Annotated in this window: 26 protein-coding genes; 13 read left to right on the plus strand and 13 right to left on the minus strand. The window is 68.0% G+C overall.

The genetic code is table 11. The features are described 5' to 3' along the window. Nucleotides 1–8: 8 nt before the first annotated feature. On the minus strand, nt 9–335 hold the full coding sequence (locus NA12_RS29275; protein ID WP_067458714.1) for a type VII secretion target: 327 nt from the start codon (nt 333–335) through the stop codon (nt 9–11). A gap of 114 nt (nt 336–449) precedes the next feature. Continuing rightward, nucleotides 450–572 carry a hypothetical protein gene (locus tag NA12_RS34775; RefSeq protein ID WP_255284111.1) on the minus strand — a complete coding sequence of 41 codons (123 nt, stop codon included), beginning with the start codon at nt 570–572 and terminating at the stop codon, nt 450–452. Nucleotides 573–894: 322 nt separating this feature from the next. Here NA12_RS34775 and NA12_RS33350 point away from each other — a divergent pair, with 322 nt between their 5' ends. From NA12_RS33350 to NA12_RS29295, 5 genes are all read left to right on the plus strand, one after another. Next, entirely contained in the window at nt 895–1,428 is a 534-nt protein-coding gene (locus NA12_RS33350; protein WP_165914892.1) for a DUF3558 domain-containing protein, read from the plus strand. 24 nt (nt 1,429–1,452) lie between these two features. After that, a complete protein-coding gene (locus tag NA12_RS29280) occupies nt 1,453–1,845 on the plus strand; it encodes a hypothetical protein (RefSeq protein ID WP_067458717.1) in 393 nt (130 codons plus the stop codon). Continuing rightward, complete coding sequence (locus NA12_RS29285; protein WP_067458720.1) at nt 1,845–3,149, plus strand: hypothetical protein; 1,305 nt, start codon at nt 1,845–1,847, stop codon at nt 3,147–3,149. The genes NA12_RS29280 and NA12_RS29285 overlap by 1 nt, the downstream gene beginning before the upstream one ends. Next, on the plus strand, nt 3,146–3,910 hold the full coding sequence (locus tag NA12_RS29290) for an ESX secretion-associated protein EspG (protein WP_067458723.1): 765 nt from the start codon (nt 3,146–3,148) through the stop codon (nt 3,908–3,910). The genes NA12_RS29285 and NA12_RS29290 overlap by 4 nt, the downstream gene beginning before the upstream one ends. Nucleotides 3,911–4,047: 137 nt before the next feature. Further along, the gene (locus tag NA12_RS29295; RefSeq protein ID WP_067458887.1) at nt 4,048–4,887 is read left to right on the plus strand and encodes a class I SAM-dependent methyltransferase; all 840 of its coding nucleotides are present in this window, start codon (nt 4,048–4,050) and stop codon (nt 4,885–4,887) included. Between the two features lie 128 nt (nt 4,888–5,015). On the opposite strand, the gene dxs is transcribed toward NA12_RS29295, so the two are convergent. Then, nucleotides 5,016–6,914, minus strand: coding sequence for a 1-deoxy-D-xylulose-5-phosphate synthase (gene dxs / locus NA12_RS29300; protein ID WP_067458726.1), 1,899 nt, complete (start codon nt 6,912–6,914; stop codon nt 5,016–5,018). Nucleotides 6,915–7,230: 316 nt separating this feature from the next. On the opposite strand from dxs, the gene glsA reads away from it, so the two are divergent. Both glsA and NA12_RS29310 read left to right on the plus strand, forming a co-directional pair. Further along, nucleotides 7,231–9,039: a glutaminase A gene (gene glsA, locus NA12_RS29305; protein WP_067458890.1), complete on the plus strand. Its 1,809-nt coding sequence runs from the start codon at nt 7,231–7,233 to the stop codon at nt 9,037–9,039. Nucleotides 9,040–9,104: 65 nt separating this feature from the next. After that, on the plus strand, nt 9,105–9,776 hold the full coding sequence (locus tag NA12_RS29310; RefSeq protein ID WP_067458729.1) for an SIMPL domain-containing protein: 672 nt from the start codon (nt 9,105–9,107) through the stop codon (nt 9,774–9,776). Between the two features lie 4 nt (nt 9,777–9,780). On the opposite strand, the gene hpnE is transcribed toward NA12_RS29310, so the two are convergent. The 3 genes from hpnE to NA12_RS29325 all read right to left on the minus strand — a co-directional run bounded on the left by hpnE (nt 9,781) and on the right by NA12_RS29325 (nt 14,600). Further along, nucleotides 9,781–11,145 (minus strand): hydroxysqualene dehydroxylase HpnE, encoded by a 1,365-nt coding sequence (gene hpnE, locus NA12_RS29315; RefSeq protein WP_067458732.1) that lies wholly within the window; start codon nt 11,143–11,145, stop codon nt 9,781–9,783. Nucleotides 11,146–11,207: 62 nt separating this feature from the next. Continuing rightward, nucleotides 11,208–12,566, minus strand: coding sequence for a class I SAM-dependent RNA methyltransferase (locus NA12_RS29320; RefSeq protein WP_067458893.1), 1,359 nt, complete (start codon nt 12,564–12,566; stop codon nt 11,208–11,210). Between the two features lie 54 nt (nt 12,567–12,620). Beyond that, complete coding sequence (locus NA12_RS29325; protein WP_067458896.1) at nt 12,621–14,600, minus strand: APC family permease; 1,980 nt, start codon at nt 14,598–14,600, stop codon at nt 12,621–12,623. A 171-nt stretch (nt 14,601–14,771) separates the two neighbouring features. On the opposite strand from NA12_RS29325, the gene NA12_RS29330 reads away from it, so the two are divergent. Next, a complete protein-coding gene (locus NA12_RS29330; protein ID WP_067458735.1) occupies nt 14,772–15,437 on the plus strand; it encodes a potassium channel family protein in 666 nt (221 codons plus the stop codon). A 4-nt stretch (nt 15,438–15,441) separates the two neighbouring features. Next, entirely contained in the window at nt 15,442–16,113 is a 672-nt protein-coding gene (locus NA12_RS29335) for a potassium channel family protein (protein ID WP_067458738.1), read from the plus strand. Nucleotides 16,114–16,117: 4 nt separating this feature from the next. Here the strand turns inward: NA12_RS29335 and NA12_RS29340 are convergent, their stop codons facing one another. The 3 genes from NA12_RS29340 to NA12_RS29350 all read right to left on the minus strand — a co-directional run bounded on the left by NA12_RS29340 (nt 16,118) and on the right by NA12_RS29350 (nt 18,037). Beyond that, nucleotides 16,118–16,789: a sigma-70 family RNA polymerase sigma factor gene (locus NA12_RS29340; RefSeq protein ID WP_132370437.1), complete on the minus strand. Its 672-nt coding sequence runs from the start codon at nt 16,787–16,789 to the stop codon at nt 16,118–16,120. A 99-nt stretch (nt 16,790–16,888) separates the two neighbouring features. Beyond that, nucleotides 16,889–17,626, minus strand: a complete 738-nt coding sequence (locus tag NA12_RS29345) for a DUF3159 domain-containing protein (RefSeq protein WP_067458741.1) — start codon at nt 17,624–17,626, stop codon at nt 16,889–16,891. Nucleotides 17,627–17,629: 3 nt separating this feature from the next. Beyond that, nucleotides 17,630–18,037: an OB-fold nucleic acid binding domain-containing protein gene (locus NA12_RS29350; RefSeq protein WP_067458744.1), complete on the minus strand. Its 408-nt coding sequence runs from the start codon at nt 18,035–18,037 to the stop codon at nt 17,630–17,632. A 74-nt stretch (nt 18,038–18,111) separates the two neighbouring features. Between NA12_RS29350 and NA12_RS29355 the strand changes: the two genes are divergently transcribed. After that, on the plus strand, nt 18,112–18,876 hold the full coding sequence (locus tag NA12_RS29355) for an alpha/beta fold hydrolase (protein WP_067458747.1): 765 nt from the start codon (nt 18,112–18,114) through the stop codon (nt 18,874–18,876). 101 nt (nt 18,877–18,977) lie between these two features. Here the strand turns inward: NA12_RS29355 and NA12_RS29360 are convergent, their stop codons facing one another. Then, nucleotides 18,978–19,871 carry a DUF3710 domain-containing protein gene (locus NA12_RS29360; RefSeq protein ID WP_067458902.1) on the minus strand — a complete coding sequence of 298 codons (894 nt, stop codon included), beginning with the start codon at nt 19,869–19,871 and terminating at the stop codon, nt 18,978–18,980. Between the two features lie 5 nt (nt 19,872–19,876). Then, the gene (dut, locus tag NA12_RS29365; protein WP_067458750.1) at nt 19,877–20,347 is read right to left on the minus strand and encodes a dUTP diphosphatase; all 471 of its coding nucleotides are present in this window, start codon (nt 20,345–20,347) and stop codon (nt 19,877–19,879) included. Nucleotides 20,348–20,419: 72 nt separating this feature from the next. On the opposite strand from dut, the gene NA12_RS29370 reads away from it, so the two are divergent. Beyond that, nucleotides 20,420–20,956 carry a DUF3093 domain-containing protein gene (locus NA12_RS29370; RefSeq protein ID WP_084473199.1) on the plus strand — a complete coding sequence of 179 codons (537 nt, stop codon included), beginning with the start codon at nt 20,420–20,422 and terminating at the stop codon, nt 20,954–20,956. Nucleotides 20,957–21,039: 83 nt separating this feature from the next. Here NA12_RS29370 and NA12_RS29375 read toward each other — a convergent pair whose 3' ends face one another. After that, on the minus strand, nt 21,040–21,342 hold the full coding sequence (locus NA12_RS29375; protein WP_056811237.1) for a DUF4193 domain-containing protein: 303 nt from the start codon (nt 21,340–21,342) through the stop codon (nt 21,040–21,042). A 375-nt stretch (nt 21,343–21,717) separates the two neighbouring features. On the opposite strand from NA12_RS29375, the gene cei reads away from it, so the two are divergent. Continuing rightward, nucleotides 21,718–22,401 (plus strand): envelope integrity protein Cei, encoded by a 684-nt coding sequence (cei, locus tag NA12_RS29380; RefSeq protein ID WP_067458753.1) that lies wholly within the window; start codon nt 21,718–21,720, stop codon nt 22,399–22,401. Between the two features lie 4 nt (nt 22,402–22,405). Here cei and NA12_RS29385 read toward each other — a convergent pair whose 3' ends face one another. Further along, nucleotides 22,406–23,305, minus strand: a complete 900-nt coding sequence (locus NA12_RS29385; protein WP_067458756.1) for an inositol monophosphatase family protein — start codon at nt 23,303–23,305, stop codon at nt 22,406–22,408. Nucleotides 23,306–23,413: 108 nt separating this feature from the next. On the opposite strand from NA12_RS29385, the gene ppgK reads away from it, so the two are divergent. Continuing rightward, complete coding sequence (gene ppgK / locus NA12_RS29390) at nt 23,414–24,172, plus strand: polyphosphate--glucose phosphotransferase (protein ID WP_067458759.1); 759 nt, start codon at nt 23,414–23,416, stop codon at nt 24,170–24,172. The last annotated feature ends 233 nt before the right edge of the window (nt 24,173–24,405 follow it).

Below are 24,405 nucleotides of genomic sequence, written 5' to 3' on the forward strand. Positions count from 1 at the left end.
GGCCGCCATTACAGACCCGACTCCTGAGTCTTGAGCGCGGCGGCATTGGTCGTATCGCGGTTCGTGAACGCGTCCGCGACAGCGGTCAAGTTCGAACTGGTGGTACCGAAAGCATCGATCGCGGCCTGGATCGCGTCGATGCCATCGGTCTCGACCGCATCCACGAACAACGGACCCAGAAACGCACACAGCTTCCCGAACGCATCCGACGGGGCCGAAACAGCCTGGGCCGCTTCGAGGGCTTCGGTCAACCCCGAACCAGCCGAGGTGACATTGGTGGCGTGAGTTTTGATCTTGTCCGGGGAGATGCTCAGTTCCCCGCCCGCACTGGTCATCTTCGGTACCCCGCCCTCGTGTGATGCCACCCCGGGTCGGCGGGCACTCCCTGCCCGCGACCTGTGGTGTCGAACCTGATCGACCAGGCCGTAGCCACCGGAAGATCCGGTGCGTCAGACCTGCGGCACGCAGTGCCAATGGTCGAGCGTAGCGGATACGGCAGGGTCGGTAGGCGCGGTGAAATCGATGGAACCGGAACCGGCTTCGGTGCGTCCAATGGTGTAGAGCAGTGCCATCTTCGTGGCCGATTGTGCGTGATGTGCAGCGAGGTGAGCAGCGGTGCTCGGCCAGGTGGCGTGCTCTATCGTGCGACACCGTGGGTTGCCGACGAGGGTCGGCAGAACTCTGACACGGCGGAACTCGTTGGGGTTGTGGGGGTTTCATCAGGCAGGGGCAGTGAGGTGAATTGAGCGGGGCGGTGTCGTAGGCTGTGCGGAACGACGGGGTGGCCGATCGCGGGGAGCGTTCGGGCGACTGTGGGGTTGGTGCGGGCTCGGCCGGACGGTGTGGCTCGGTGATCGGGGAAGACGGAGGATGCTCGTGCGGCGAAGGTCTGTAGTGCTGACGACGGTGTTGTGCGGAGCGCTTGCAGTGGGGGGATGTTCCACCACTGAGACCGGGAACGCGCAGCCCAGTTCGACGACGGACTTGTCGGCGGCTACTGCGGCGTTGTGGGACCCATGCAGTCAGATCCCGGATTCGACGCTGCGGAGCCTCGACATCGATCTTGCGTCGAAGCGTTCAGGCATCCTCGGAGCGGAAGAACCGGGATGGAAGATCTGCCTGTGGGAAGAAGCCGATTTTCCGCCGAATTACGGAATCAGCGTCGCTACGACTATTTACACTGTCGACCAAGTCCGTGCGAAGCCCAACAATGTCGATTTCAAAGACATCACGGTCGCCGGCCGCTCCGGCGTGCAATTCCGCCAGAGCAACTATGACGTAGACGAGGAGTGCAACCTCGTATTCCCAACTGCTTCGGGATCGGCTCAGTTCGGCGTAATCAACACCACTTCAAAATCTAAGAGCATGGCGCCTTGCGACCGGATACGAAAAGTAGCCGAGGCGATCCTTCAAGATATTCCCAAGTAGGACACGGAGAAAGGGGGGTCGGCGGTGGCTCCATCCGACGAGAAGAGTCGATGGCAGTATCTCAACGAAGAGGCCAAGGCGGGCAGACTGTACTTGGACCCGTCGGTGGCCACGAGCTGCCGCGACGCCAGCAATAAACAGATAGCGCTGTTCGGACAGCTCAAGAACGACCTGCGGATATTGTCCACTGTGACCGGACTCGGCCGGTTCACTGCCGCAGACGAACTCGCCAAGATGCTCGGCATGAAAGCCATTGGCGGAGAACGTGACTTCGACACAGCTTTCAAAGAGCACATCGAAGTCCTCACGCTCATCCGCGACACCATCGAGATCTCGGTGAAGAAGTACGAAGATCAGCAGATTGCCCAGGCGCAAGCGCTGACGTCGCAGGGCGCGAATATCCCCAGGAGTAACTGATGTCGTTCACGGATGCCCTCGGCAGGGCCGTCGTCAGTTCCATACCGGGCGGCAGCAGCTACCTTGCCTTGAAGGATTACGCCGACGGCAGCAAGCCGACCCGGTCGACGGACGAGAGCCCGGACGCGTCCGTGGCACGGAATCGCTTGACGCAGTTGGAATCCACGTTCGACGGCACCTATCAGAAGTCGAAGGTTCTTCCGGCCTCCTACGAGGATCCCAGCGGGTTGTCCGACCTCTACGAGCGGGTCTCCGCGATGTCGATGAGTGATGTGAACACTCTGCACACCCGCTGGGAGACGCTGCGCAACAAGCTCGAAGAAGGATTCAAGACCTATGACGCCGAGATCGCGAAGGCGATCTCGGAGAAGTGGACCGGTAACGCCGCGGCCAGCGCCGGCAAGGGGATTCAGGAGTACGTCGAGAAGTCGGGCAATCTGCTCGGGTCGGCGCAGATGATGGCCGAGAAGGTGAAGCTCGTCGAGTCGGCGATGCAGATCACCAAGGACCGGGTGAAGCCGCACGAGGGTTCCACGATCAGTGGGATCGCGAGCTATATTCCCGGGCCCACGTGGAAGATGGACAGCCACAACGCCGACACCGCTAAATCCGAAGGGGCGGAAGTGGTCAGGGGCGTTTACTACACGGCGATCGGCGAGGCGGATACGAAGGTCCCGCTCGTCCCCCAGCCGTACAACCCCCTCGACACAAGCTCGAAGCCGGGCGACGACCCAGGTAGCAAGGGCGACACCACGAGCACGAAAACGACCACGCTACAGCTCACAACTGAACAACCCACCACCGAGCAGCCCACGACCGAACAACCGACCACCGAAGAGCCGACGACGGAGGACCCGTCCGACGACGACACCGGGGACGACACCACACCGTCGAGCACGGAGCCCGCGGCGACCACACCGCAGTCCGCCGTGCCGACCACGCCGGCCGGGACCACTCCCGCGTCGACGACGCCGATGGGAACCGGTGGCTCTCCCGGTGGAGGTTCGCCTGGATCAGGGACGCCTGGCTCCGGTGTTCCGGGGGCGGCCGTTCCGGGTACACCGGGTGGCGCGACCGCGGGCAAGGGCGGTGCCGGTACAGCAGGCGCGGGTTCCGGCGGTTCCGGCCGTGGGATGTCGGGCATGGGCGGTATGGGTGCCGGTGCGGGCAAGGGCGGCAAGGGCGACGACGAGAAGGAATCCGGGACGAAGGACTATCTGATCAATCAGGAGAACGGTGAGGAACTCACCGGGCTCAGCGAGGATCAGCGAGCCAAGACGGTGCCGCCGGTGATCGGCGCATGAGCCAGGGACAGTGGCAGTTCAGTGCGCTCGGGTTCACGGTGCTGTGGCGTGCGGCGGACCGCGATGTACTGCCGTATCCGCTGCAGACGCACGCCGACGCGGTGACCGTGGACGACTACGACCGGCTGTGGCAGAACGAGGCACAGCGGATTCTGCCGACGTTCGATCACTCGTTGGAAGCGGCCTTGCGGATTCTGCTCGAGCCGGAAGCGCGGTTCGAGCTCGCCGGGTACGGCGACGGGGAGAAGCTGCGCTCGTTCGCGGCGGTGCGGGAAAAGCAGGCAGTGCTGGTGGAACAGCAGCGGGTGCCGCTCGACCACGAGGGCGGCGATATCCGGATGAGCGTGCTCGAGATCGAACAGCTGCCCGACAAACTCCTCGCCCGGCTGCCGAAGACGGCGGCGGCGGGCGGAGAGGTGTTCTCGATGAACAGCAATGATCTGGACGAGGAAACACCCTACGATCCGTGGGCGGCCGATCGCCGCACGCCGCAGCAGAAGGCGGACGAGTTCTTCGGCCGGGCACGCTCGACGCTGGTGTATGTGGCGGGGTATCCGGGAGCCGCGGTGGACAACCGGCCGCAGCACGGCCAGGGCTTCCATGTGATGGATTTCCCGGAGGGGCGCTACCTGGTCACCGAACGCGGCTCGATGATCGAGGCGCGCCCGGGTGATGCGAGTGACGCGCGAGGGTCGTTGGTGCGGTTGATGAAGTCGGCGCTCGCGATCTATCGCGAGGACAACGAACCGGCCTACCGCTGAACGTGCACTGACCCTGCCGCGCGCTATGGCAGGGTCAGTCGAGCGGTGGTTCACGGGGCGTAAAACCAGTCGACCCGATGTGCGGTGCGGCACTAGCGTTGGTACTCGCCAACATATCGTCGTCGAAGGGTCACGCCGTGCTCGAAGCCGAAGCGATCGCCGACAACCGCGCGAACTGGGATGATCGCGCCGATGTCCACGCGCGCTCGCGGATGTACGACGTCGATGCCTTTCTGACCGACGCGGACACGATTTCCACTGTCGTGCGTAACGATCTCGCGGTCCTGGGCCCGCACCTGCCGGAATCCGGAATTCGGGGACGGTCACTGCTGCATCTGCAATGTCATATCGGCACGGACACGGTGTCGTGGGCGCGGTTGGGCGCGGTCGAGGTACACGGACTCGATCTGTCACCGAACTCGCTGCGGCACGCGGCGCGGATCGCCGAGGCCGACGGTCGCGACATCACCTGGGTCGAAGGGGACGCACGGTTCGCCTCGACGGTACTCGACCGGCGCTTCGACACCATCGTGACCAGTACGGGAACCATTGTCTGGTTGCCGGAGCTCACCGCGTGGGCACGGTCGATCCATGACCTGCTCGAACCCGGTGGGGTGTTCGTGATCCGCGACGACCATCCGATTCTGGGCGCGATGCAGTACGAACCGTGGGAGATCGACGACGATTACCTCGGCGGCGGCGGTGCGCGCAGCTACTCGGACTCGGGTACCTACACCGAGGAATCCGAGGGGCAGATCGCGCACACCGCCAATCACGAGTGGCACCACGACCTGGAGGAAATCGTCACCGCGCTACTCGGCGCCGGGCTCGTTATCGAGGCGTTGCGGGAACTGCCCTATATGGACTGGCGCGCGTTCGCCGATCTCGTACCCTGTGAGCAGGGGTGGACGTTGCCCGAGAGCGCGCCACGCATCCCGTTGAATTTCGCCGTCGTCGCCCGGCGGCCTCGCCACTAGGCACGTTCGTCGCAGGCGTTCGCACCGAGGGCGTGCGGGATCCTCGCCGGGCAGGCACGCCTCGCTCGTCATTGCTGTAGGCGACGGCTCCAGCCGGACAACGCGCGGCGGGCGTTGTCCGGCTCCGATCAGCGAGATCGCAGCCAGCCGCCGATTCGCTGGGCGATGGCGTCGGGGGTGAGGCCGAGTTCCTCGAGGATCTCGTTGCGGGAGGCGTGGTCCAGGAATTGCTGGGGCACACCGAGATCGCGGGTGGGGACGTCGAGGCCCGCGTCGCGCAGGCGGGCGGAGACGGTGGAGCCGATGCCGCCGTGCAGGCCGCCGTCCTCGACGGTGACGACGAGGCGGTAGTTCTCCGCGAGCTTGACCAGGGTGTCCGACACCGGGATGACCCAGCGCGGATCGACGACGGTGACCGAGATCCCTTGCGGCTCCAGGAGTTCGGCGACCTTCATCGCGGTGTCGGCGAAGGGGCCGACAGCCACGATCAGCACATCGCCGTGCTGGGACTGCGCGGAACCGGCGCTGGGCACGGCGAGGCGGAGCACGTCCAGCCCGTCGAGTCGTTCCACCGCGGTGATGTCTTCGGCGACACTGCCTTTCGGGAACCGCAGCACGGTCGGCCCGTCGGAGACAGCGAGCGCTTCGGCCAGTTCCTCCCGCAGCGTGGCACCGTCGCGGGGGGCGGCGACGCGGATGCCGGGGATGATGCCGAGCAGCGAGAAGTCCCACATGCCGTTGTGGCTGGCGCCGTCGGGCCCGGTGACGCCCGCGCGGTCGAGCACGACCGTCACCGGCTGCTTCAACAGGGCCACGTCCATCAGGAGCTGGTCGAACGCGCGGTTGAGGAACGTGGCGTAGATGGCGACCACGGGGTGCAGGCCACCCAGCGCCAGCCCGGCGGCCGAGGCCATGCCGTGCTGCTCGGCGATGCCGACGTCGAACATGCGCTCGGGGAAGCGTTCACCGAACGCGGCCAGGCCGGTGGGGCCGGGCATGGCGGCGGTGATGGCGACGATGTCCTCGCGACGCGAGCCGTGTTCGATGAGCTCCTCGGAGAACACCGCGGTCCAGCCCTTGGCCTTCTTGCCCGCCAGCGGGCGACCGGTGAGGGGGTCGATCGGGTCGCAGGCGTGCATCTGGTCGGCCACGTGGTTCTCGGCGTGCTCATAACCGTTGCCCTTGCGGGTGACCACGTGCACGACGACCGGACCACCGAAGTCCTTGGCGCGCCGCATCGCCGCTTCCAGGGCGAGCAGATCGTGACCGTCGACCGGGCCGACGTACTTCATGCCCAGATCGGAGAACAGTTCCTGCGGACTCACCGCGTCCTTGATCCCGGCCTTGAGCGCGTGGACCATCGAGTAGGCCGAATCCCCCACGCCGGGAATGCTTTTCAGAATGCGTTTCCCGGCGTCGAGCGCGTGCTCGTAGGCGGGCTGGGTGCGCAGGGCGGTCAGGCGGTCGGCGAGTCCACCGATCGTGGGGGCATAGGAACGACCGTTGTCGTTGACCACCACGACCACCGGGCGATCGGGTGCGCCCGCGATGTTGTTGAGCGCCTCCCAGCACATGCCGCCGGTGAGCGCGCCGTCACCGACGATCGCGACCGGGGTGCGGTCCTGATCGGTGAGCGCGAACGCTTTCGCGAGGCCGTCGACGTAGGACAGCGCCGCCGACGCGTGCGAGGACTCGACCCAGTCGTGCTCACTCTCGGCGCGGCTCGGGTAGCCCGACAGACCGTCCCGGCTGCGCAGCGAGTCGAAGCGGTCCTTGCGACCGGTGAGGATCTTGTGCACGTAGGCCTGGTGACCGGTGTCGAAGATCAGCGGATCGGCCGGCGAATCGAAAATCCGGTGTAGGGCGATGGTCAGCTCGACCACCCCGAGATTGGGGCCGAGATGGCCTCCGGTGGCGGCTACCTTCTGCACCAGGAACTCGCGGATCTCGTCCGCCAGTTCCCGCAGTTGCGGCACGCTCAGCCGGCGCAGATCTTCGGGTGAATCCACCCGCGACAGCACTCCCACCTGAACTCGCTCCCTCCGGACTACAGTGTGATCAGCCCAGTGTATTTGCCCGCGTGACGGGCACAGGCTCGCGGGCCCTTCCCAGCACGGGCGCGGCGAGGTCGACAGTTTCGACGACGATACCGCCGCATGCCCGATGAACAGGACGCGCGGCCCGAAATCGGGTCCGACCAAGGCTTACCTCACCACGTTCTCGGCTGTGAGGACAATCTCCCCCGCGCGTCCAGGACCGGGCCCCCTCGCGCCGACCTACAGTGACGCTGTGACCTCACCGCACGACACGACGCGCACGATCGACCCCGGTGTGGTGGCGGGAATGCTCGACGAGGTGTACGCGGTCTGCCGCGACGACACCTCCGGCGCACCCGCCGACTACATCCCCGAGCTCGCCGCCGTCGCACCCGATTCGTTCGGCCTGTGCCTGGCGACCGCCGACGGACTCGTCTACCAGGTCGGCGACACCGATATCGGATTCACCATCCAGTCCATCTCCAAGCCGTTCACCTACGCGCTCGCACTGGCCGACCGCGGGCTCGACGGGGTGGCCGAGCACATCGATGTGGAGCCGTCGGGCGAGCCGTTCAACGAGATCAGCCTCGAACCCGACACCCAGCGTCCGAGCAATCCGATGATCAACTCCGGGGCCATCACCGCGGCCTCGCTGATCGCCGGGCGCGACACCGCCGACAAGTTCGAGCGGGTGCGTCGCTGCTATTCCCGCTTCGCCGGGCGCGAGTTGACGATGAACGAGGCGGTCTACGAATCCGAGGCTCGCACCGGGTACCGCAATCGGGCGATCGGTTACATGTTGCGCTCGGTCGGCATCATCGATGTCGATCCGGATGACGTGGTCGACCGGTACTTCCGTCAGTGCTCGATCGAGATCACCTGCGCCGACCTGGCCGTGATGGCGGCGACGCTCGCCGACAACGGGGTCAACCCGAAGACGCGCGAACGGGCGCTGTCGACCGCGCTCACCGAACGAGTGCTCAGTGTGATGACCACCTGCGGCATGTACAACGCCGCAGGCGACTGGGTGACCACGGTCGGGCTGCCCGCCAAGAGCGGGGTCGGCGGCGGGATCATCGCCGTGCTGCCGGGCCAGCTCGGGATCTCGGTGTACTCACCGAGGCTGGACGGACACGGCAACAGTGTGCGCGGGGTCGCGGCGTGCCGGGAGCTGTCGCGGCGGCTCGAATTGCACTTCTGTCACGTGACCCGATCGGCGCGCACCGCGATCCGCGCCGACTACTCGGTGGCACAGCTGCCGTCGCGACTGCGCCGCACCCCAGAGGACGCCGAGGTACTGGCCGCCCACGGGGACCGGGCGCGGGTCTACGAGCTGCACGGCGACCTGTTGTTCGCCGGTGCCGAGCGAGCGGTCCGCGCGATCGAGGGCAATGCCGACGAACTCGACGCGTTGGTGATCGACGTGCGCCGGGTCGGTGAGGTGAGTCGGGTGGCTCGCGGCATGATCGAGCAGTTGCAGACCGGACTGGTGCGCCGGGGCAGCCGGGTGGCACTGGTCGACCCCGACGCGAAGCTCGGTCACGAGACGTCGAGTCTGGATCCCGACGATCCGAGCGGGCGGGTGTTCGTCGATCGCGACACCGCGACCGAATGGTGTGAGGACATCGTGCTCGACCGGCATCGGCCGCCGGGACAGCGCGTCGCTACCTCGATCGACCTCGACGAGCATCCGCTGCTGGTGGGGCTCGCCGCCATGGATCGCGACCGGCTGTGCGCGGATTTCGTGGCCCACACCTTCGCCCGCGGTGAGGTGATCGCCGAGCGCGGCGATCCACGGTCGGGGCTCTACCTGATTCTCGCCGGGCGGGTGCGGGCCACGTTCTCGGGCACCGACGGGCGGGTGCACCGGTTGGTGACGTTGTCGTCGGGGATGTCGTTCGGCGAGATCCCGATGCTGACCGGCGAGAAGTTCGTCAACGACATCGTCGCCGAGACCGAATTGCGAGTGGCGGTGCTGAGCGCGGCCGTGTTCGACGAACTCGCCCAGCAGCACCCCCAGCTGAAACTCGCTCTGCTGCAACGACTCGCGGCCGGGGCGTACGCGCAGATGGAAGCCACGGTCCGAACCATCTCGGGCAACGCCGAGAACTACTGACGGAACCCGGTTCGACCGCGAGACGTTGAGCAGCACAGCAGCCTTCGACCGACAGGAGTATCGCGGTGAGCAAGAAGTCCTGGCAGGCGAGCACGACCACCTTCGGGCGCGGCGTGGTGCGCGTGATCCCCGATCTGATCCGGTTGACGTTGTCGGTGGAATCGAGAGCCGACACCGTCGCCGGGGCCTACGGACGTGCCGGTGATCGGGTGAGCGCCGTCGTCGCGGCGCTGCGCACCGCCGGGGTGAGCGACGCGGACATGGCGACCAGTGGCCTGAGCGTGCGCACCGAGACCGTCTACACCGACAACGGGCGCACCGAGATCGCCGGGTATCTGGCATCCACCGGCCTCAGCGTGTCGCTGCGCGAGGACACCGGCGCCGACCCCGCCGCGACGGTCGCCGCCGCGGTGAACGCCGGCGGTGACGATGTCCGCCTCGGCGGCCTGACCCGGGGCATCGCCGACCCGGCTCCGCTGCTCGAGCAAGCCCGCGACGCGGCCTTCGACGACGCGAAGGCGAAAGCCGAGCAGTACGCGACCCGCGCCGGAGTGAGCCTGGGCGCCGTCCTGCAGATCACCGAGGACACGGCCGCCCCCGCCACCCGCGCCTACGACATCAGCGCGGAGATGGACTCCGCCCCCATGCTGATGGCCCGGGCCGGCTCCCCCGTTCCCGTGGTCCCCGGCGAAACCGAAGTCGCAGCGAGCGTCCGCGTCACCTGGGCCCTCGACTGACGTTCTACTCGGGCAGCGCGAGCAGCGCCTCGACGGCGCGTTCGGCGCTCTGGATGGCGCTTTCCATCGTGGCGGACCAGTCGGTGGCAGTCCAGTCGCCGGCCAGCATCAGGTTCGGTACCGACGTGCGCTGATCGGGGCGCAAGTTGTCGGTGCCGAGAACCTGGGAGAAGGTCGCCTTCGGCATCTTCACCACATGGCCGGTGACAACCTCGGCGTCGGCGGCTTCCGGGTAGTAGCGGCGCAGCAGATCCATCTGCTCGGCGACGATCTCGCTGTTGCTCCGGTGGATCTGCTCGTAGGCGCCGCTGGTGGTCAGGCAGTACAGCCAGGTGCCATCGGGGGTGCGCTGGTGCATGCGCTGGCGGTCGAAGACCTGGTCGATCACCCCGCCGCCGCCGATCAGCGCCTCCATGGCCGACTTCGTTTTCAGCGGCCGGTCCAGGTACAGATTCGTGCTCACGATCGGGGTCACGCCCAGTTTGTCCGCGGCAGCGTAGATTTCGGCGTGTTCGGGCAGGTCGTCGAGGAGCCCGCCGATCGTGGAATTGGGGACCGCGCAGATCACCGCGTCGGCCTCGATGGTCGAGCCGTCGGCCAGCAGTACCCCGGTCGCCTTCCCGTCGGCGATGACGATCTTGCGAGCCACCGCCCGGTAGCGCACGTCGACGCCGTGGCGTTCGAAGACCTTTTCGGCACCGGTGACGAAAAGGGTGTCCAGATCCACGGTGGGATAGCCGATCGTCACGCCCTTCCTGGTCCGCGCGCCGATCCGGACTCCGGTGGCCAGCACATCGGCGAACACCTTCGCCGACTCCTTGTCCACCGGTTCCGCGGCGATGCCGAGCGCGAGCCAATCCCACAGGGCCTCACGCGCTTTCGCGGGCATCGCCAGGCGCCGGAACCATTCGTCGGTGGTGATGTCGGCGAGGTACGCCGGTTGCCACAGTGCCTGCCGGATCATCATCAGCGCCGCACGCAGCGCGCGCAGCCGCTCCAGCGGTCCCGCGTCGGGATGCGCGCCCATCAGCGTGCGCAGGGCCCGGAAACCCTTGGTATGCAACATGACTGTGCGACCGCCCGGCCAGCGCAGACTCCCGGCGCCGGGGAACTCGATGTGTCGCAGCGTGCCCACGCTCTCCAGATACCGCCACATACTGCCGTACCCGCTGGCCACTACGTGCTGACCGTTGTCGGCGAGGTCGTTCACCTCGGCGACCCGCATGGCCTGCGTGCGGCCGCCGAGCCGACCGCGTCGTTCCAGCAGGGTCACCTGTACACCGGCCTCCGCCAGCCATACGGCGGCGGCCAGTCCGGCCAGCCCACCTCCGATGACTACGAACCGGCGAGAGTCGCTCACGTCCACCATTGAGACAATGTAGCGCGAACTCTCTCTTTCTATCGGCCGAATCGTCAGGGACTGCCGAACGGTCAGCGGTCGAGCAGTGCCACGCACTCCACATGGTGCGTCGCCGGGAACGCGTCGAAGGCCCGCAATTGCGCCAGGTGATATCCGGCGTCCAGGTACAAACCCACGTCACGAGCGAATGCCGCTGGGTCGCAACCGATGTGAACGATCCGGCGCGGGTCGGCATCGGCGACGGCGGCGACGACATCCTTGCCCGCACCCGCCCGCGGCGGGTCGAGCACCACGACATCGGGCCTGCCGGAAGCATTGCGCGCCCACCGCTCGACCCGCTCGCTACGCAGTTCCAACCACGGCAGATCCCCCAGCGCCGCCACCCCGTCGACCACCGCCGACCGCGCCGATTCGACGCCGGTCACCGCACCGGTCTGGCCCGTCTGCTCGGCCAGGCGGGCAGCGAAGACACCCACACCGGCGTAGAGATCCCAGCCGGAACCACCGGGAGCGAGCCCGGACCACTCCGCGATCAGATCCGAATAGCATTGCGCCGCACCATGATGCGCCTGCCAGAACCCCGTCGCCGACAACTCCCAGCGACGCCCGGCCACATACTCGACGACGCGACCCGAACCCTCGACCACACACTCCTCACGCGGCGCGTTCATCGCCGACTTCCGCGATGCCGCGCGGTCCCGGATCGCCCCACGCTCGTCGACCACCGGCGGCGCCGACTCGCGACGACGCCCCGGACGCTGCCCACGACCACGGCTCGCACCGCGCGGGGTCTGCGGCCGCCCGGGTGGCCCACCGGCCGCGGTCTCGGCCAGTTCCACGATATGACGTACCCCGTCGCCGTCGATCGCGACGACCAGATCGGCCCCCGGCGTCCACACCCGATCCGCGACGCCGTCGAGCGCACCGTCGACCGGCTGCGGGCAGCGCAGATCCGTGATGACCTCGGTACTGCGGTAACGGTGCACGCCGGCCCGTCCGGCGCCGTCCACGACCAAGCGCACCCGGGTGCGCCAGCCGCCGGTGACCACACCCGAATCGCCGGCGATCGGCTCGACCGTCACCTCGCGCTCGATCTTGGCCAACCGACGCAGTTGCTCTTCCACCACGGTGGCCTTGAGCGCACGCTGCGCCGCGGGGGTCGCGAAGGAGAAATCACAGCACCCCGCACCGCCCGGCCCCGACACGGGGCAGGTGGCGGGCACCCGGTCCGGGGACGCCTCGATGATCTCGACCGCGTCGGCGCGGAAGAACGACCCGCCACGATCCTCGGTCACCCGCGCCCGCACCAGCTCGCCGGGCAACCCGTGTCGCACGAACACGACCCGGCCCTCGTGGCGCCCGACGATGAACCCGCCGTGCCCGGGCGACCCGAGGCGAACCTCGAATTCCCGTCCGCTCCCATCACTCACGGCCACACCCACTCTCACCTTCGACCGGCGCGCCGCTCATCGGCAGCGTCCTGGTCATTCGAAACCTCGGCGCACCGAACCCGGTGCGTTCCCCTCGGCCGCCTGCTTGGCCCTGGTGGAGGAGCTGAGCTGCCACGGCACGCTCGTCACCATCACCCCGGGCTCGAACAACAACCTGCCCTTCAGCCGCAGCGCGGACTGGTTGTGCAGCACCTGCTCCCACCAGTGGCCGACCACGTACTCGGGGATGAAGACGGTCACCACGTCGCGCGGGGCATCCTTGCGGACCCGCTTGACATATTCGAGCACCGGTTTGGTGATCTCGCGATAGGGCGATTCGATCACCTTCAACGGCACGTTGATCTCGCTGTTCTCCCATTCGCGCACCAGCTTGCGGGTGTCGGCGTCGTCGACGTTGACCGTCACCGCCTCCAGGGTGTCCGGGCGGGTGGCGCGGGCGAAGGCCAGCGCGCGGCGCGTGGGCAGATGCAGCTTGGACACCAGGACCAGCGAGTGGGTACGGCTGGGCAGCACACCGTCCCAGTCGGATTCCTCGAGTTCACGCGAGACCGAGTCGTAATGCCTGCGGATCAGTTTCATCACGACGAAGATCGCCACCATCGTGAGGATCGCGATCCAGGCTCCGGCGAAGAACTTGGTGACCAGCACGATCAGCAGCACGGCGCCCGTCGCGGTCAAACCGATCGCGTTGATCACCCGCGAACGCGTCATGTGCCTGCGCTGTGCCGGATCGGTCTCGGTGCGCAGCAGGCGCGTCCAGTGCCGCAGCATGCCGGTCTGGCTCAGTACGAACGAGACGAACACGCCCACGATGTAGAGCTGGATCAGCTTGGTCACCTCGGCGCCGAAGACCACCACAAACGCGATCGCGGCACCCGAGAGGAACAGGATGCCGTTGGAGAACGCGAGCCGGTCGCCGCGAGTGTGCAGCTGACGGGGCAGGTAGCGGTCCTGTGCCAGGATCGAACCGAGGACGGGAAAGCCGTTGAACGCGGTATTGGCGGCCAGCACCAGGATCAGCGCGGTGACGATGGTGATGAAGAAGAAACCGATCGGGAAGCCGTGGAACACCGCTTCGGCGATCTGCGCTATCAGGGTCTTCTGGTGATAGTCGGCGGGCGCGCCGATCAGATGCGCCGGGTCGTGCGCGTACACGACGCGGATCTTCTGCGCCAGGATGATGATGCCCATCAGCAGCACGATCGCGATGGAACCCAGCAGCAGCAGGGTGGTCGCGGCATTGCGGGACTTGGGCTTACGGAACGCGGGCACCCCGTTGCTGATCGCCTCGACACCGGTCAGCGCCGCACAGCCGGAGGAGAAGGCGCGCGCGATCAGGAAGGCGAAGGCCACGCCGTAGAGGTGCTCGTCTTCGGCGTTGAGCCCGAAACCGGCGGACTCGGCCTGGATGTCGTCGCCCAGCACGTACGTACGGAACAAGCCCCAGGCCAGCATCGCGAACATGCCGAAGATGAACGCGTAGGTGGGAATCGCGAAGGCCGTCCCCGATTCGCGGATGCCACGCAGGTTGATCGCGGTGAGGATCGCGATCGCCACGACCGCGAACAACACCTTGTGCGTGGCGACGAACGGGATGGCCGACCCGATATTGGACGCCGCCGAGGAAATCGACACCGCCACGGTGAGCACGTAATCGACCAGCAGCGCGCTGCCGACCGTCAAACCCGCGTTGGGCCCGATGTTCTTGGTCGCGACCTCGTAGTCACCGCCGCCGGACGGGTAGGCGTGCACGTTCTGCCGGTAGCTGGCGACGACCACCGCCATCACCAGTGCCACGGCGAGACCGACCCACGGCGCGTACACGTAGGCCGAAATGCCCGCCGCCGACAGCACCAGGAAGATTTCCTCCGGAGCATAGGCGACCGACGACATCGCATCGGAGGCGAAGACCGGAAGAGCGATACGCTTGGGCAACAACGTGTGGCCGAGCGAATCGCTACGGAACGGCCTGCCCAGCAGCACTCGCTTGGCTGCCGTCGTCAACTTGGACACCGGGCTGAGCATAGAGGAGTTCACCAGTACCTTCGCGCGCACGTTCACCGGCGTCACGGCGATGTCCGGATTGTTTGCCCCGCGTCGGCGCGGGGAAAATGGGCGATGGGAGCATCCGGCGGGTACGGTCCTTGCCGGACGCCACGGGTAGGCAAGGAACGAGGGTGCACGGTGTACGTAGTGATCATGGGGTGCGGGCGTGTCGGCTCGTCACTGGCGCGTGCGCTGATCCGGGTGGGTCACGAGGTCACGGTCATCGACCGCGATCCCACCGCGTTCCGCCGCCTCGGTGAGGGCTTCACCGGGCAGGAGGTGATCGGCGTCGGCTTCGACCGCGAGGTGCTGACGCGGGCGGGGATCGAGCGCGCCGACGCCTTCGCCGCGGTGAGCTCCGGTGACAACTCCAACATCATCTCGGCGCGGGTGGCCAGGGAGATGTTCGGCGTCGAACGTGTCGTCGCCCGTATCTACGACGCCAAGCGCGCCGAGGTGTACGAACGGCTCGGCATCCCGACCATCGCCACCGTGCCGTGGACCACCGATCGGTTCCTGCGCACCCTCATCGGCGACAACTCGACCACCACCTGGCGCGACCCCACCGGCGCGGTCGCGGTGACCCAGCTGACCCTGCACGAGGACTGGTCCGGGCGCACAGTGCGCGACCTGGAACGCGACCTGCAGGTGCGGGTGGCGTTCATCCTGCGCTTCGGCCAGGGCCTGCTGCCCGAATCCAAGACGATCGTCCAGGCCGACGACGTCGTCTATGTCGCGGCCACATCCGGCACAGTCGGCGAGGCGATCGCCCTGGCCGCCAAAGCCCCACTGAGCGAGGACTGAACACATGAAGGTCGCCATCGCCGGAGCGGGCGCGGTCGGGCGCTCGATCGCCAGGGAACTGCTACGCGGCGGGCATCGGGTGATGCTGCTCGAACGCCAGCTCGATCACATCGACCCGGCCGCGATCCCCGACGCCGTCTGGGTCCATGCCGATGCCTGCGAGCTGTCGCTGCTGGAGAACGCCGACCTCGAGACCTACGAGGTGGTGATCGCGGCCACCGGCGACGACAAGGCGAATCTGGTGCACGCCCTGCTCGCCAAGACCGAATTCGGCGTGCGCCGGGTAGTGGCGCGGGTCAACGATCCGCGCAACGAATGGCTGTTCAACGAGTCGTGGGGCGTCGACGTGGCGGTGTCGACGCCGCGGCTGCTCGCCTCGCTCGTCGAGGAGGCCGTGTCGGTGGGTGATCTCGTGCGGCTGATGACGCTGCGTCAGGGGCAGGCCAACCTGGTCGAGATCACCCTGCCCGCCGACACCCAGCTGGCGGGCAAGCCGGTGCGAACCTTGAAGATGCCGCGCGATACCGCGCTGGTGACGATCCTGCGCGGCGGCCGGGTGATCGTGCCGCAACCCGACGATCCGTTCGAGGGTGACGACGAACTGCTGTTCGTCACCTCGGTGGAGGCCGAAGAGGATCTGCGGCTGACGCTGGCGACGCACGGCGTGCGGCCGTAAATCCCTACGCCACCTTCAGTTCCGCGCGCAGCTTGTTGAGCGCGCGGTGCTGCATCACCCGGACGACGCCCGGGCTGGTGCCAATGGCCTCGGCGGTCTGGGCCGCGCTCCAGCCGAGCACGATGCGCATGTGCAGAACCTCACGGTGATTCGGCGCGAGCACCTTCATCAGTTCAAGGGTGGCGGCGCGACGTTCGAAAGCGAGCACCCACTCCTCCGGGCCCGCCGAGGTACTGGCGGTGTCGGGCAGTTCGGCCGTCGGGTAGGCGGTGTGCATGCCGCGACGGAACGCGTCGGAGACCTTGTTGGCGGCGATGCCGTAGACGAAGGCCAGGAACGACTTACCCTGATCGCGGTAGCGCGGGATGGCGGTGACCGTGGCGATCAGCACCTCCTGGGTGACATCGTCGGCGGTGACGGTGAGGTGTCCGGTGGCGCCCATCCGAGCCGAGCAGTACCGCCGGACCACGGGGTGCACCAGACGCAGGATGTCGGCGACGGCCTCGCGGTCACCGCGGGCGGCAGGCCCGATCAACGCGTCGAGTTCGGCGCCGATGCGCTTGCTCTCCGACAGCGCGGGCGCCGGGGTCTTGGCGGCGGCGCGGCGTGCGGTGGTGGCCGGTCGCTCATTTCGGTGCTCGGTTGCCATCATGGTCGCCGGTCCTCTCACGATCATCGCGTATTTCCTACGCATTGATCGTGCGACGAACCGGCCGTCGCGACCAGATACCCCAGGGTGGGTACTTACCCACCTCCGGCGGAGGCACTGCCCACCCTACGAGGGCGCGGGTTCCGTTCCGGCGCCGGACTTCTCGGCGGGCAGATGTCCGGCGCGGCGCACCGCCCACACGGTGACCACCAGCGCGAGGGCGGTGAGCGGCCAGCCCATGCCGATCCGTGCCACGGCCAGCCAGGTGGTGTGGTCGGTGTCGTAGAGCTGGGACTGCACCAGGTAGCGGGCGCCGAACACGACCACCCAGACGCCGGTGGCCAGGTCGTAGAGCTTGCGGATGCGCTTGTCGGTACGCCAGCGGTGGCCGTGACCGTTGAGCGCACCCCAGATCACCCCGACCAGCGGTCTGCGCAGCAGGATCGACACCGCGAACACACCCGCGTACACCAGGCTGGTGTAGATGCCGAACAGGAAGAAGCCCTTGGCCTCCCCCACCCGCTGGGCGATGAGCGCGCACAGGCCGACGCCGAGGAAGCCGGAGACCGCGGGCTGGATGGGGCTGCGCTGCACCAGCCGCCAGATCAGGATGGCGGCGGCGACGCCGAGGGCGGCCCAGATGGCCACGGTGAGGCCCGCGAAGGTGTTCACCGGGACGAAGACCAGTACGGGAAGGGTGGAGTAGATCAGGCCGCTGAAACCGCCGAGCTGCTCGAGCAAGGTCTGTTCGGCCTTGCCGACCTCGGTATCGATCTCCGGGTCCACCCGGTCATCGGTGACCACGGGCAACGCCACGGTGGCTTCGGGGTCCGCGGCAGTGCGGTACTCGTTGCTGGAGGGCATACGTCAGCTGTTCCCGCGCAATTCGTAGTAGGGGTTGAAGATCACTTTGCGGCCGTCGCGGTCGCCGACGCGACCACGGACCAGAATGCGCCTGCCCGGTTCGATACCGGGAATGCGCCTTCGCCCGATCCACACCAGGGTGATGGCATCGGTGCCGTCGAAGAACTCGGCCTGCACGGTAGCGCCCGCCGCCTTGGGACACGCCTCGACACTGCGGAGTCTGCCCAGAATCGTCGCCTCTTCGCCGCGACAACAATCCTTGGCCCGCCGGGCACCGGACGCATCGGCCGTCTCGGCTAATTCCTCGGCGTCGAGCTGGTCGATATCGGCGGTGAGACGACGACCGAGTCGACGAAAATATCCCGAGTCCGGACCCGATCCCGACTTGTGTCCGCCCGTGGATGACGACATGTCACGCTTCTCCCGCTAGTTGGCCGTACAACGCCACTGTAGATGGGCAAACGCCCGGCCGCTACGCTCGGTCGGTGTTGCGCACCCCACCCCAGGTCACCGTGGTCGCCCTGCCGGGGACCGGCTCCGACGCCGATTTCGCGGCCCGCGCGTTCGGGCCCGCCGCCCGCGCGCGCGGACTCGCCTTCCACGCCGTCGAACCGGACCCACAGGCCGTGATCGCGAGCTGTACAGCGGCGTTGAACGCCGCCGCCGCGCGCGGTCCGGTCCTGGCCGCAGGCATCTCCCTCGGCGCCGCGATCGCACTCGGCTGGGCAGCCGAGCACCGCACCGCGGTGGTCGGTGTCATCACAGCATTACCCGCCTGGACGGGTGCCGAAACCGCCGCGTGCCCGGCCGCGGCGAGCGCCGCGGTTACCGCCGAGCAACTGCGAGCGGACGGTTTGGAGGCGGTGATCGAGCGGATGCGCGCCTCGAGTCCGCCATGGCTGGCCGACGCGCTGACCCAGTCGTGGCGCGGGCAGTGGCCGCATCTGCCCGCGGCCCTGGACGAGGCCGCCGGATACGCGTGGCCGTCGCAAGCGGAACTGGCCGCCACCGACGTTCCGGTGGCGGTGGTCGGCGCGATCGACGACCCGATCCACCCGATCGCGGTCGCCGAGGAATGGGCGGCAACTCTGCCGTCGGCCCGACTGCACCGGGTGACACTCACCGAGCTCGGCGCCGACCCCGCAATACTCGGACATGCCGGATTCGCGGAGTTGAGCGCGTTGCTAGCGGCGACCACACAGGCAACGAACAGCCTTGCCGGACAACCGATTTCGCAAGTACACGGGTAACTCGCCGGGCCCCGACACCGGACCCACCTCGAACCGCGGGCCCGGCCACCAGCGAAACCGCCTCCCCACGACCGGCAGAAGTCGCGGAGAGGCGGACGAGCCTAGTTCAGGCCGAGTTGCTGCATGGCCGAACCGTCCGCGCCGCGCCGCGGCTCGTCCGGCAGCTTCGGCGGCAACGCCGAGGGCGGCGGGGCGGCCGCCGCGGCGGCCTGCGCCTCCAGCGCGTCCTGCTGGGCCTGGACCTGCTGCTGGTGGGCCGCGGCCAGCTGTTCGGCGAGTTCCTGGGGCAGAACCACCGGAAGCGGGTCGCGCACGGGCAGCGGGTCGGTGCCGCGGCGCACCACGGCGTCGGCGAGGACGGCCCGCGCGGCGGTGATCAGCGGGCTGCGGTCGTCGACCGCGCCCTTGGGACCCGCGGCGACCAGCCGGATCATCCAGCGCGGGCCGTCGACGCCGATGAAGCGCAGATCGGCGCCCTCGGTGATCGCCTTGACCTCACGGCCCCACGGGCCCTTCTCGACGGCCACGCTCGCGCCGTCACCACGCAGCGACTCCGCCAGATCCGCGGCGACCGTGCGCCACTGACCCGCCGACTTGGGCGCCGCGTAGGCGGCGACGGTGAGCCTGCCGTGCTCGGTGGCCAGGTGCACCGCCTGCGGCGTGCCGTCGGGACTCATCTCCACCTGCAACTGCCCGCCCTGCGGAACCGGGATGAGCACCGAACCCAGGTCGAGGCGCCGCGCGATGGCCTCGTCGGAGACCTCGCTGATGTCGTACGGGCCGGCGGCCGCATCGGGGGCATGGTCGAAATTGCCGTAGATGCGCTCGTCGGTCGGCGCGTCGTCGAAGTCGAGGCGCGCGAAGTCGGGGCGCTGGAACTCGTCGGTGTCGTAGTCGTCGGAGTCGGCGTCCAGGTCGTAGTCCGCCTCGTCGTACTCGACCTCGTCGTATTCGACGTAGTCGTCCTCGCGCGCGCGCTTCTTCTTACCGAACAGACCCATCACGCCTCCTTGTCGGCCAGGCTGGCATGCCCGCCGCTCGACCCGTACCCGCCGGTGCCACGGGCGGTGTCGTCGAGATCGTCGACCTCGGCGAAATCGACCAGCTCGACCCGCTGCACCAGCAACTGCGCGACACGGTCGCCGCGACGCAATTCGATGGCGGTACGTGGGTCGTGATTGATCAGGCACACCTTGATCTCACCGCGATAGCCCGCATCGACCGTGCCCGGCGTGTTGACCACCGACAGACCCGCCTTCGCGGCCAAGCCGGACCGGGGGTGGATCAAGCCGACCGTGCCCATCGGCAACGCGATCGCGATCCCGGTACCGACCAGCACCCGCTCGCCCGGTTCGATGATCACATCCTCGGTGGTACAGAGGTCGACGCCCGCGTCACCCGGATGGGCACGCGTCGGCACAGGGATGCCGGGATCGAGCCGCCGCAGCGGAATCGGTGCAAGTGCGTTCACATCGGTCGAGACTACGCGGTCGAGGCCGGACCTTCTCGTCGCAGCCCTGGTGCGGTGACCTAGTGTTGAGGGGTGCCCGACCAGCCCCATTCCCCGACGACCGCGCCTACCGACACCGACCACCCCGCGCCGAGCGCGCAGGGTCCCTCGCCCTACTCCGAGCGCCTGTGGGTGCCGCTGTGGTGGTGGGCGATCGGCTTCGGAATCGCGGGACTGCTCGCGGCCGAGATCCACATGGGCGCGCCGGGGTTGCGGGCGTGGCTGCCGTATGTGTTGATGGCGCCGGTCCCGGTCTGGATTCTGTTGTGGATGAGCAGGCATCGTCTCGATGTCACCGTGTCGGACGACGGCACAGCGGAACTGCGCGTCGACCGTGCCCACCTACCGGTGAGCTTCGTCGCGCGCGCCACGTCGGTCGCGCCGACGGCGAAGAGCGCGGCCCTGGGCCGACAACTCGACCCCGCCGCCTATGTGCAACATCGGGCCTGGATCGGTCCGATGGCATTGCTGGTACTCGACGATCCGGACGACCCGACGCCGTACTGGTTGGTCAGTACGCGACGGCCGGACCTGGTCTTGGCCGCGCTCGGACTCCCGAGCGCGGGCTGACCCTTCCTCGCTGATCCCTACGGATCAGTGTGCGCGAGCCCGTGCGGGTCGATGACCGCACGGTGGGCGCGCACCGCCTGCTTCTAGAGCGCGCAATCCATGCAGATGAGCTGTCCACCCTTCTCGGTGGCCAGTCGGCTGCGGTGATGCACGAGGAAACAGCTCGAGCAGGTGAACTCGTCCGCCTGCTTCGGGACCACCCGAACGCTGAGTACCTCGTCGGACAAGTCCGCGCCGGGAAGCTCGAACGATTCCGCTGTATCGGATTCGTCGATGTCCACGACGGCGGACTGCGCCTCGTTGCGGCGGGCCTTCAGCTCCTCGAGCGAATCCTCCGACACCTCGTCGGATTCGGTGCGCCGCGGTGCGTCATAGTCGGTTGCCATGTCGTCTTCCCCTCAGTCCTTACTCCGTATATCCCGGATCAGTCGATTGCCGTAACCCTGCAGGGTTCCGGCGTTCGTACCGCCCCGCCGGTGGTGCACCTCACACGTGCACCGGTCGTCTATCAGGTTCGATCGGTGAGCGATCTACTCCGACAGCGTTCGGTAAACGCAGGACATGCCCTTGTTGTTCCCGCGACCGACCACCGTTTCACCGGTAAATATTCGATCTGGGCGGCCAGACAATAGCGGACCGATGAGCGAAAGTCGCAATCACACCCACGCCGAGCCGAAACCGACGACGAATCGTCACCTGCCGGGAAACTCGCGGAGACCTCCCCGACTCGCGGACCGCCGCGGGACTCGTAGAGTGAGCGCGTGGTTTCACTGATCACCGAAGGTAGCGCGACTGATCGCGACGGCAAACCCTTTCCGCGGCGGCGGCCCGAGCTCTGGCTCGCGCTCGTCCTCGTGCTGGCTCTGGTGAGCCTGTTCGTCTGGATCACGGCGTTCCGAACCCGTGACGACAGCAACGAACCGATGGCGTGCAACGCGCCGAGCACACCGACGGCGACCAGCGCGCCACAGCCCGCGGCCCTCGGTACCCGGGTGGGCCAGACGCGACTCGCGGAGGTCGACCCGGCGGCCCTGTCGGAGTCGCGCGTGCGGGTGTTCAACGCCAACGGCAAGAGCGGCCAGGCTGGCAACATCGCCTCGGCACTGGCCGACCTCGGCTTCGCCGGCGCGCCGGGGACACAGGTCGGTAACGATCCGGTCTACGTCAGCGGCGACCTCACCTGCGCCGGGCAGATCAGGTTCGGCGTGAACGGTCGACCGGCCGCCGCCTCGGTGCAGCTGATCGCGCCCTGCGCCGAGCTGATCGAGGATCCGCGCACCGACGACACTGTCGATCTGGTCCTCGGACAAGCCTTCGGCGAATCGCTGCGCCCCGGCGCCGACGCCGAGGCCGTGCTCCGGTCGCTGAAGAACCTGGCCCCCGGCGCGAGTTCGTCGTCGATCGACCCGGATCTCCTCGACGCCGCGCGCGAAGTCAAGTGCTGAGGATCTAGTCCGGTAGCGCCGTCGGCGCGCCGACCCGGTCGAGCAGATCGGTGAGGTCGGCGGCGATGCCGGGAGCCGCGACGACCGTCAGTTCGCCCGCGGCGCCGCCGACGGTGACCGGGGGAACGCGCACGACGGCACCCGCTTCGGCGGCGATGAGAGCGCCCGCGGCCCAGTCCCAGGCGTTGAGGCCGTGCTCGTAGTAGGCCTCCAGCCTGCCCGAGGCGACATGGCACAGATCCATGGCCGCGGCGCCGAGGCGGCGGATGTCGCGGATCCTGGGCAGAATCTCGGTGAGCAGCTGGGCCTGGCGGGCGCGACGCGCGCTGCCATAGGCGAAGCCGGTGGCTACCAGGGCCACCGAGAGCGAATCCTCACGACTGCAGCGCAGTGTCACCCGGGTCCCGTCCGGTCGCACAGCGTGCGATCCAGCGCCCAGTGCGGCGCTGTAGGTGGTCGCGGCGGCGACGTCGACCACCGCGCCCGCCACGGGCTCGCCATCGACCACCGCGCCCACCGAGACGGCGTAGCCGGGCAGCCCGTAGAGGAAGTTCACGGTGCCGTCGATCGGGTCGACGACCCACGTGACCGCGCCCGGCGCGGTGGCGCCCACATCGCCGCCGCCCTCCTCCCCCAGAATCGCGTCGTCGGGCCTGCGCTCGGCAAGCAGCCCTCGGATCAGCTGCTCGGATTCGGTGTCGACGACCGTGACCGGATCGGTGATGTGTCCCTTGGTGGCCACCGCGCCCGCGACGGGTCCGTCGTCGGCGAACACCTCGGGCCTGCGGGCGCGCACATGCGCGGCGGCCGCTTCGGCGAGCTCGACGGCGAGGCGCCGCAACTGCTCGTAATCGGCGGATGTGGCGGGGGCAGTGACAGTCTCGGGCTCGGTGTATTCGGGCACCCACCCATCGCATCACATGTCGTGGCTCGTCGCGCGCGTGGTGACTACCGCTACTCTTCTCCCTGGTGTCTGCCAGGCACATCGACCACGTCAGCAAGGGGTTGAATCATGTCCACTCGGGGGCACGCATTCGGTATCGATATCGGCGGCAGCGGTGTGAAGGGCGCCGAGGTCGATCTGGCCACCGGCCTGCTCACCCATGACCGCATCAAGATCGCGACACCGCAGCCGTCGACGCCCGCAGCCGTCGCCGGGGCGGTCGCCGAACTGGTCGCGCAGGCGGGATGGGAAGGTCCGGTCGGCATCACCATGCCGTGTGTGGTGCTCGACGGCCACACCAGAACCGCGGCCAACATCGACCAGGCATGGATCGGCACCGACGCCCACGCGTTGTTCGCGAAGGCGCTGGGCGGGCGCGATGTCACCGTGCTCAACGACGCCGACGCGGCGGGCCTGGCCGAGGACTCCTACGGCACCGCGCGCGACCTCGACGGGCTGACCCTGCTGCTCACCTTCGGCACCGGTATCGGCTCCGCGCTGCTCTACAACGGCGTGCTGGTGCCCAACTCCGAGCTCGGCCATCTCAAGATCGAGGGCGTCGACGCCGAGGATCTGGCAGCGGCCTCGGTCAAGGACAACGAGGACCTCACCTACCCGGAGTGGGCGCAGCGGGTGAGTCGCGTGTTGCGACACATCGAGGATCTGTTCTGGCCGAAGGTGATCGTGGCGGGCGGCGGCATCAGCCGTGATCACGAACAGTGGATTCCCCTGCTCACCAACCGAACTCCCGTGATTCCGGCCGTATTGAAGAACACCGCGGGTATCGTCGGCGCGGCGATGGCCATCGACGCGGGCCTCGCGCCGTAGTCCGGCGCGGCGGGCGACGCAACGCCTGGGTGGCATCGTGCCATGAGTACCCTGGTTGGATCGTTACAATGGAACACGTCCGGCGGTGAGCCGGTGAAACCTTCCGGCTGCGGCCGGTCGCGAGAAGGTCGGTGAACCAGCGCCGACTTCACCCGGCCGCCGCATCGCCGGTGCAACCCGACCGACCGCTCCGCCGGAAAACCACTCTGGCGTGACGCCGCACGAGACCGTCA

The organism is Nocardia alba NBRC 108234 (genome assembly GCF_001612665.1).
Classification (GTDB): Bacteria; Actinomycetota; Actinomycetes; order Mycobacteriales; family Mycobacteriaceae; genus Nocardia; species Nocardia alba.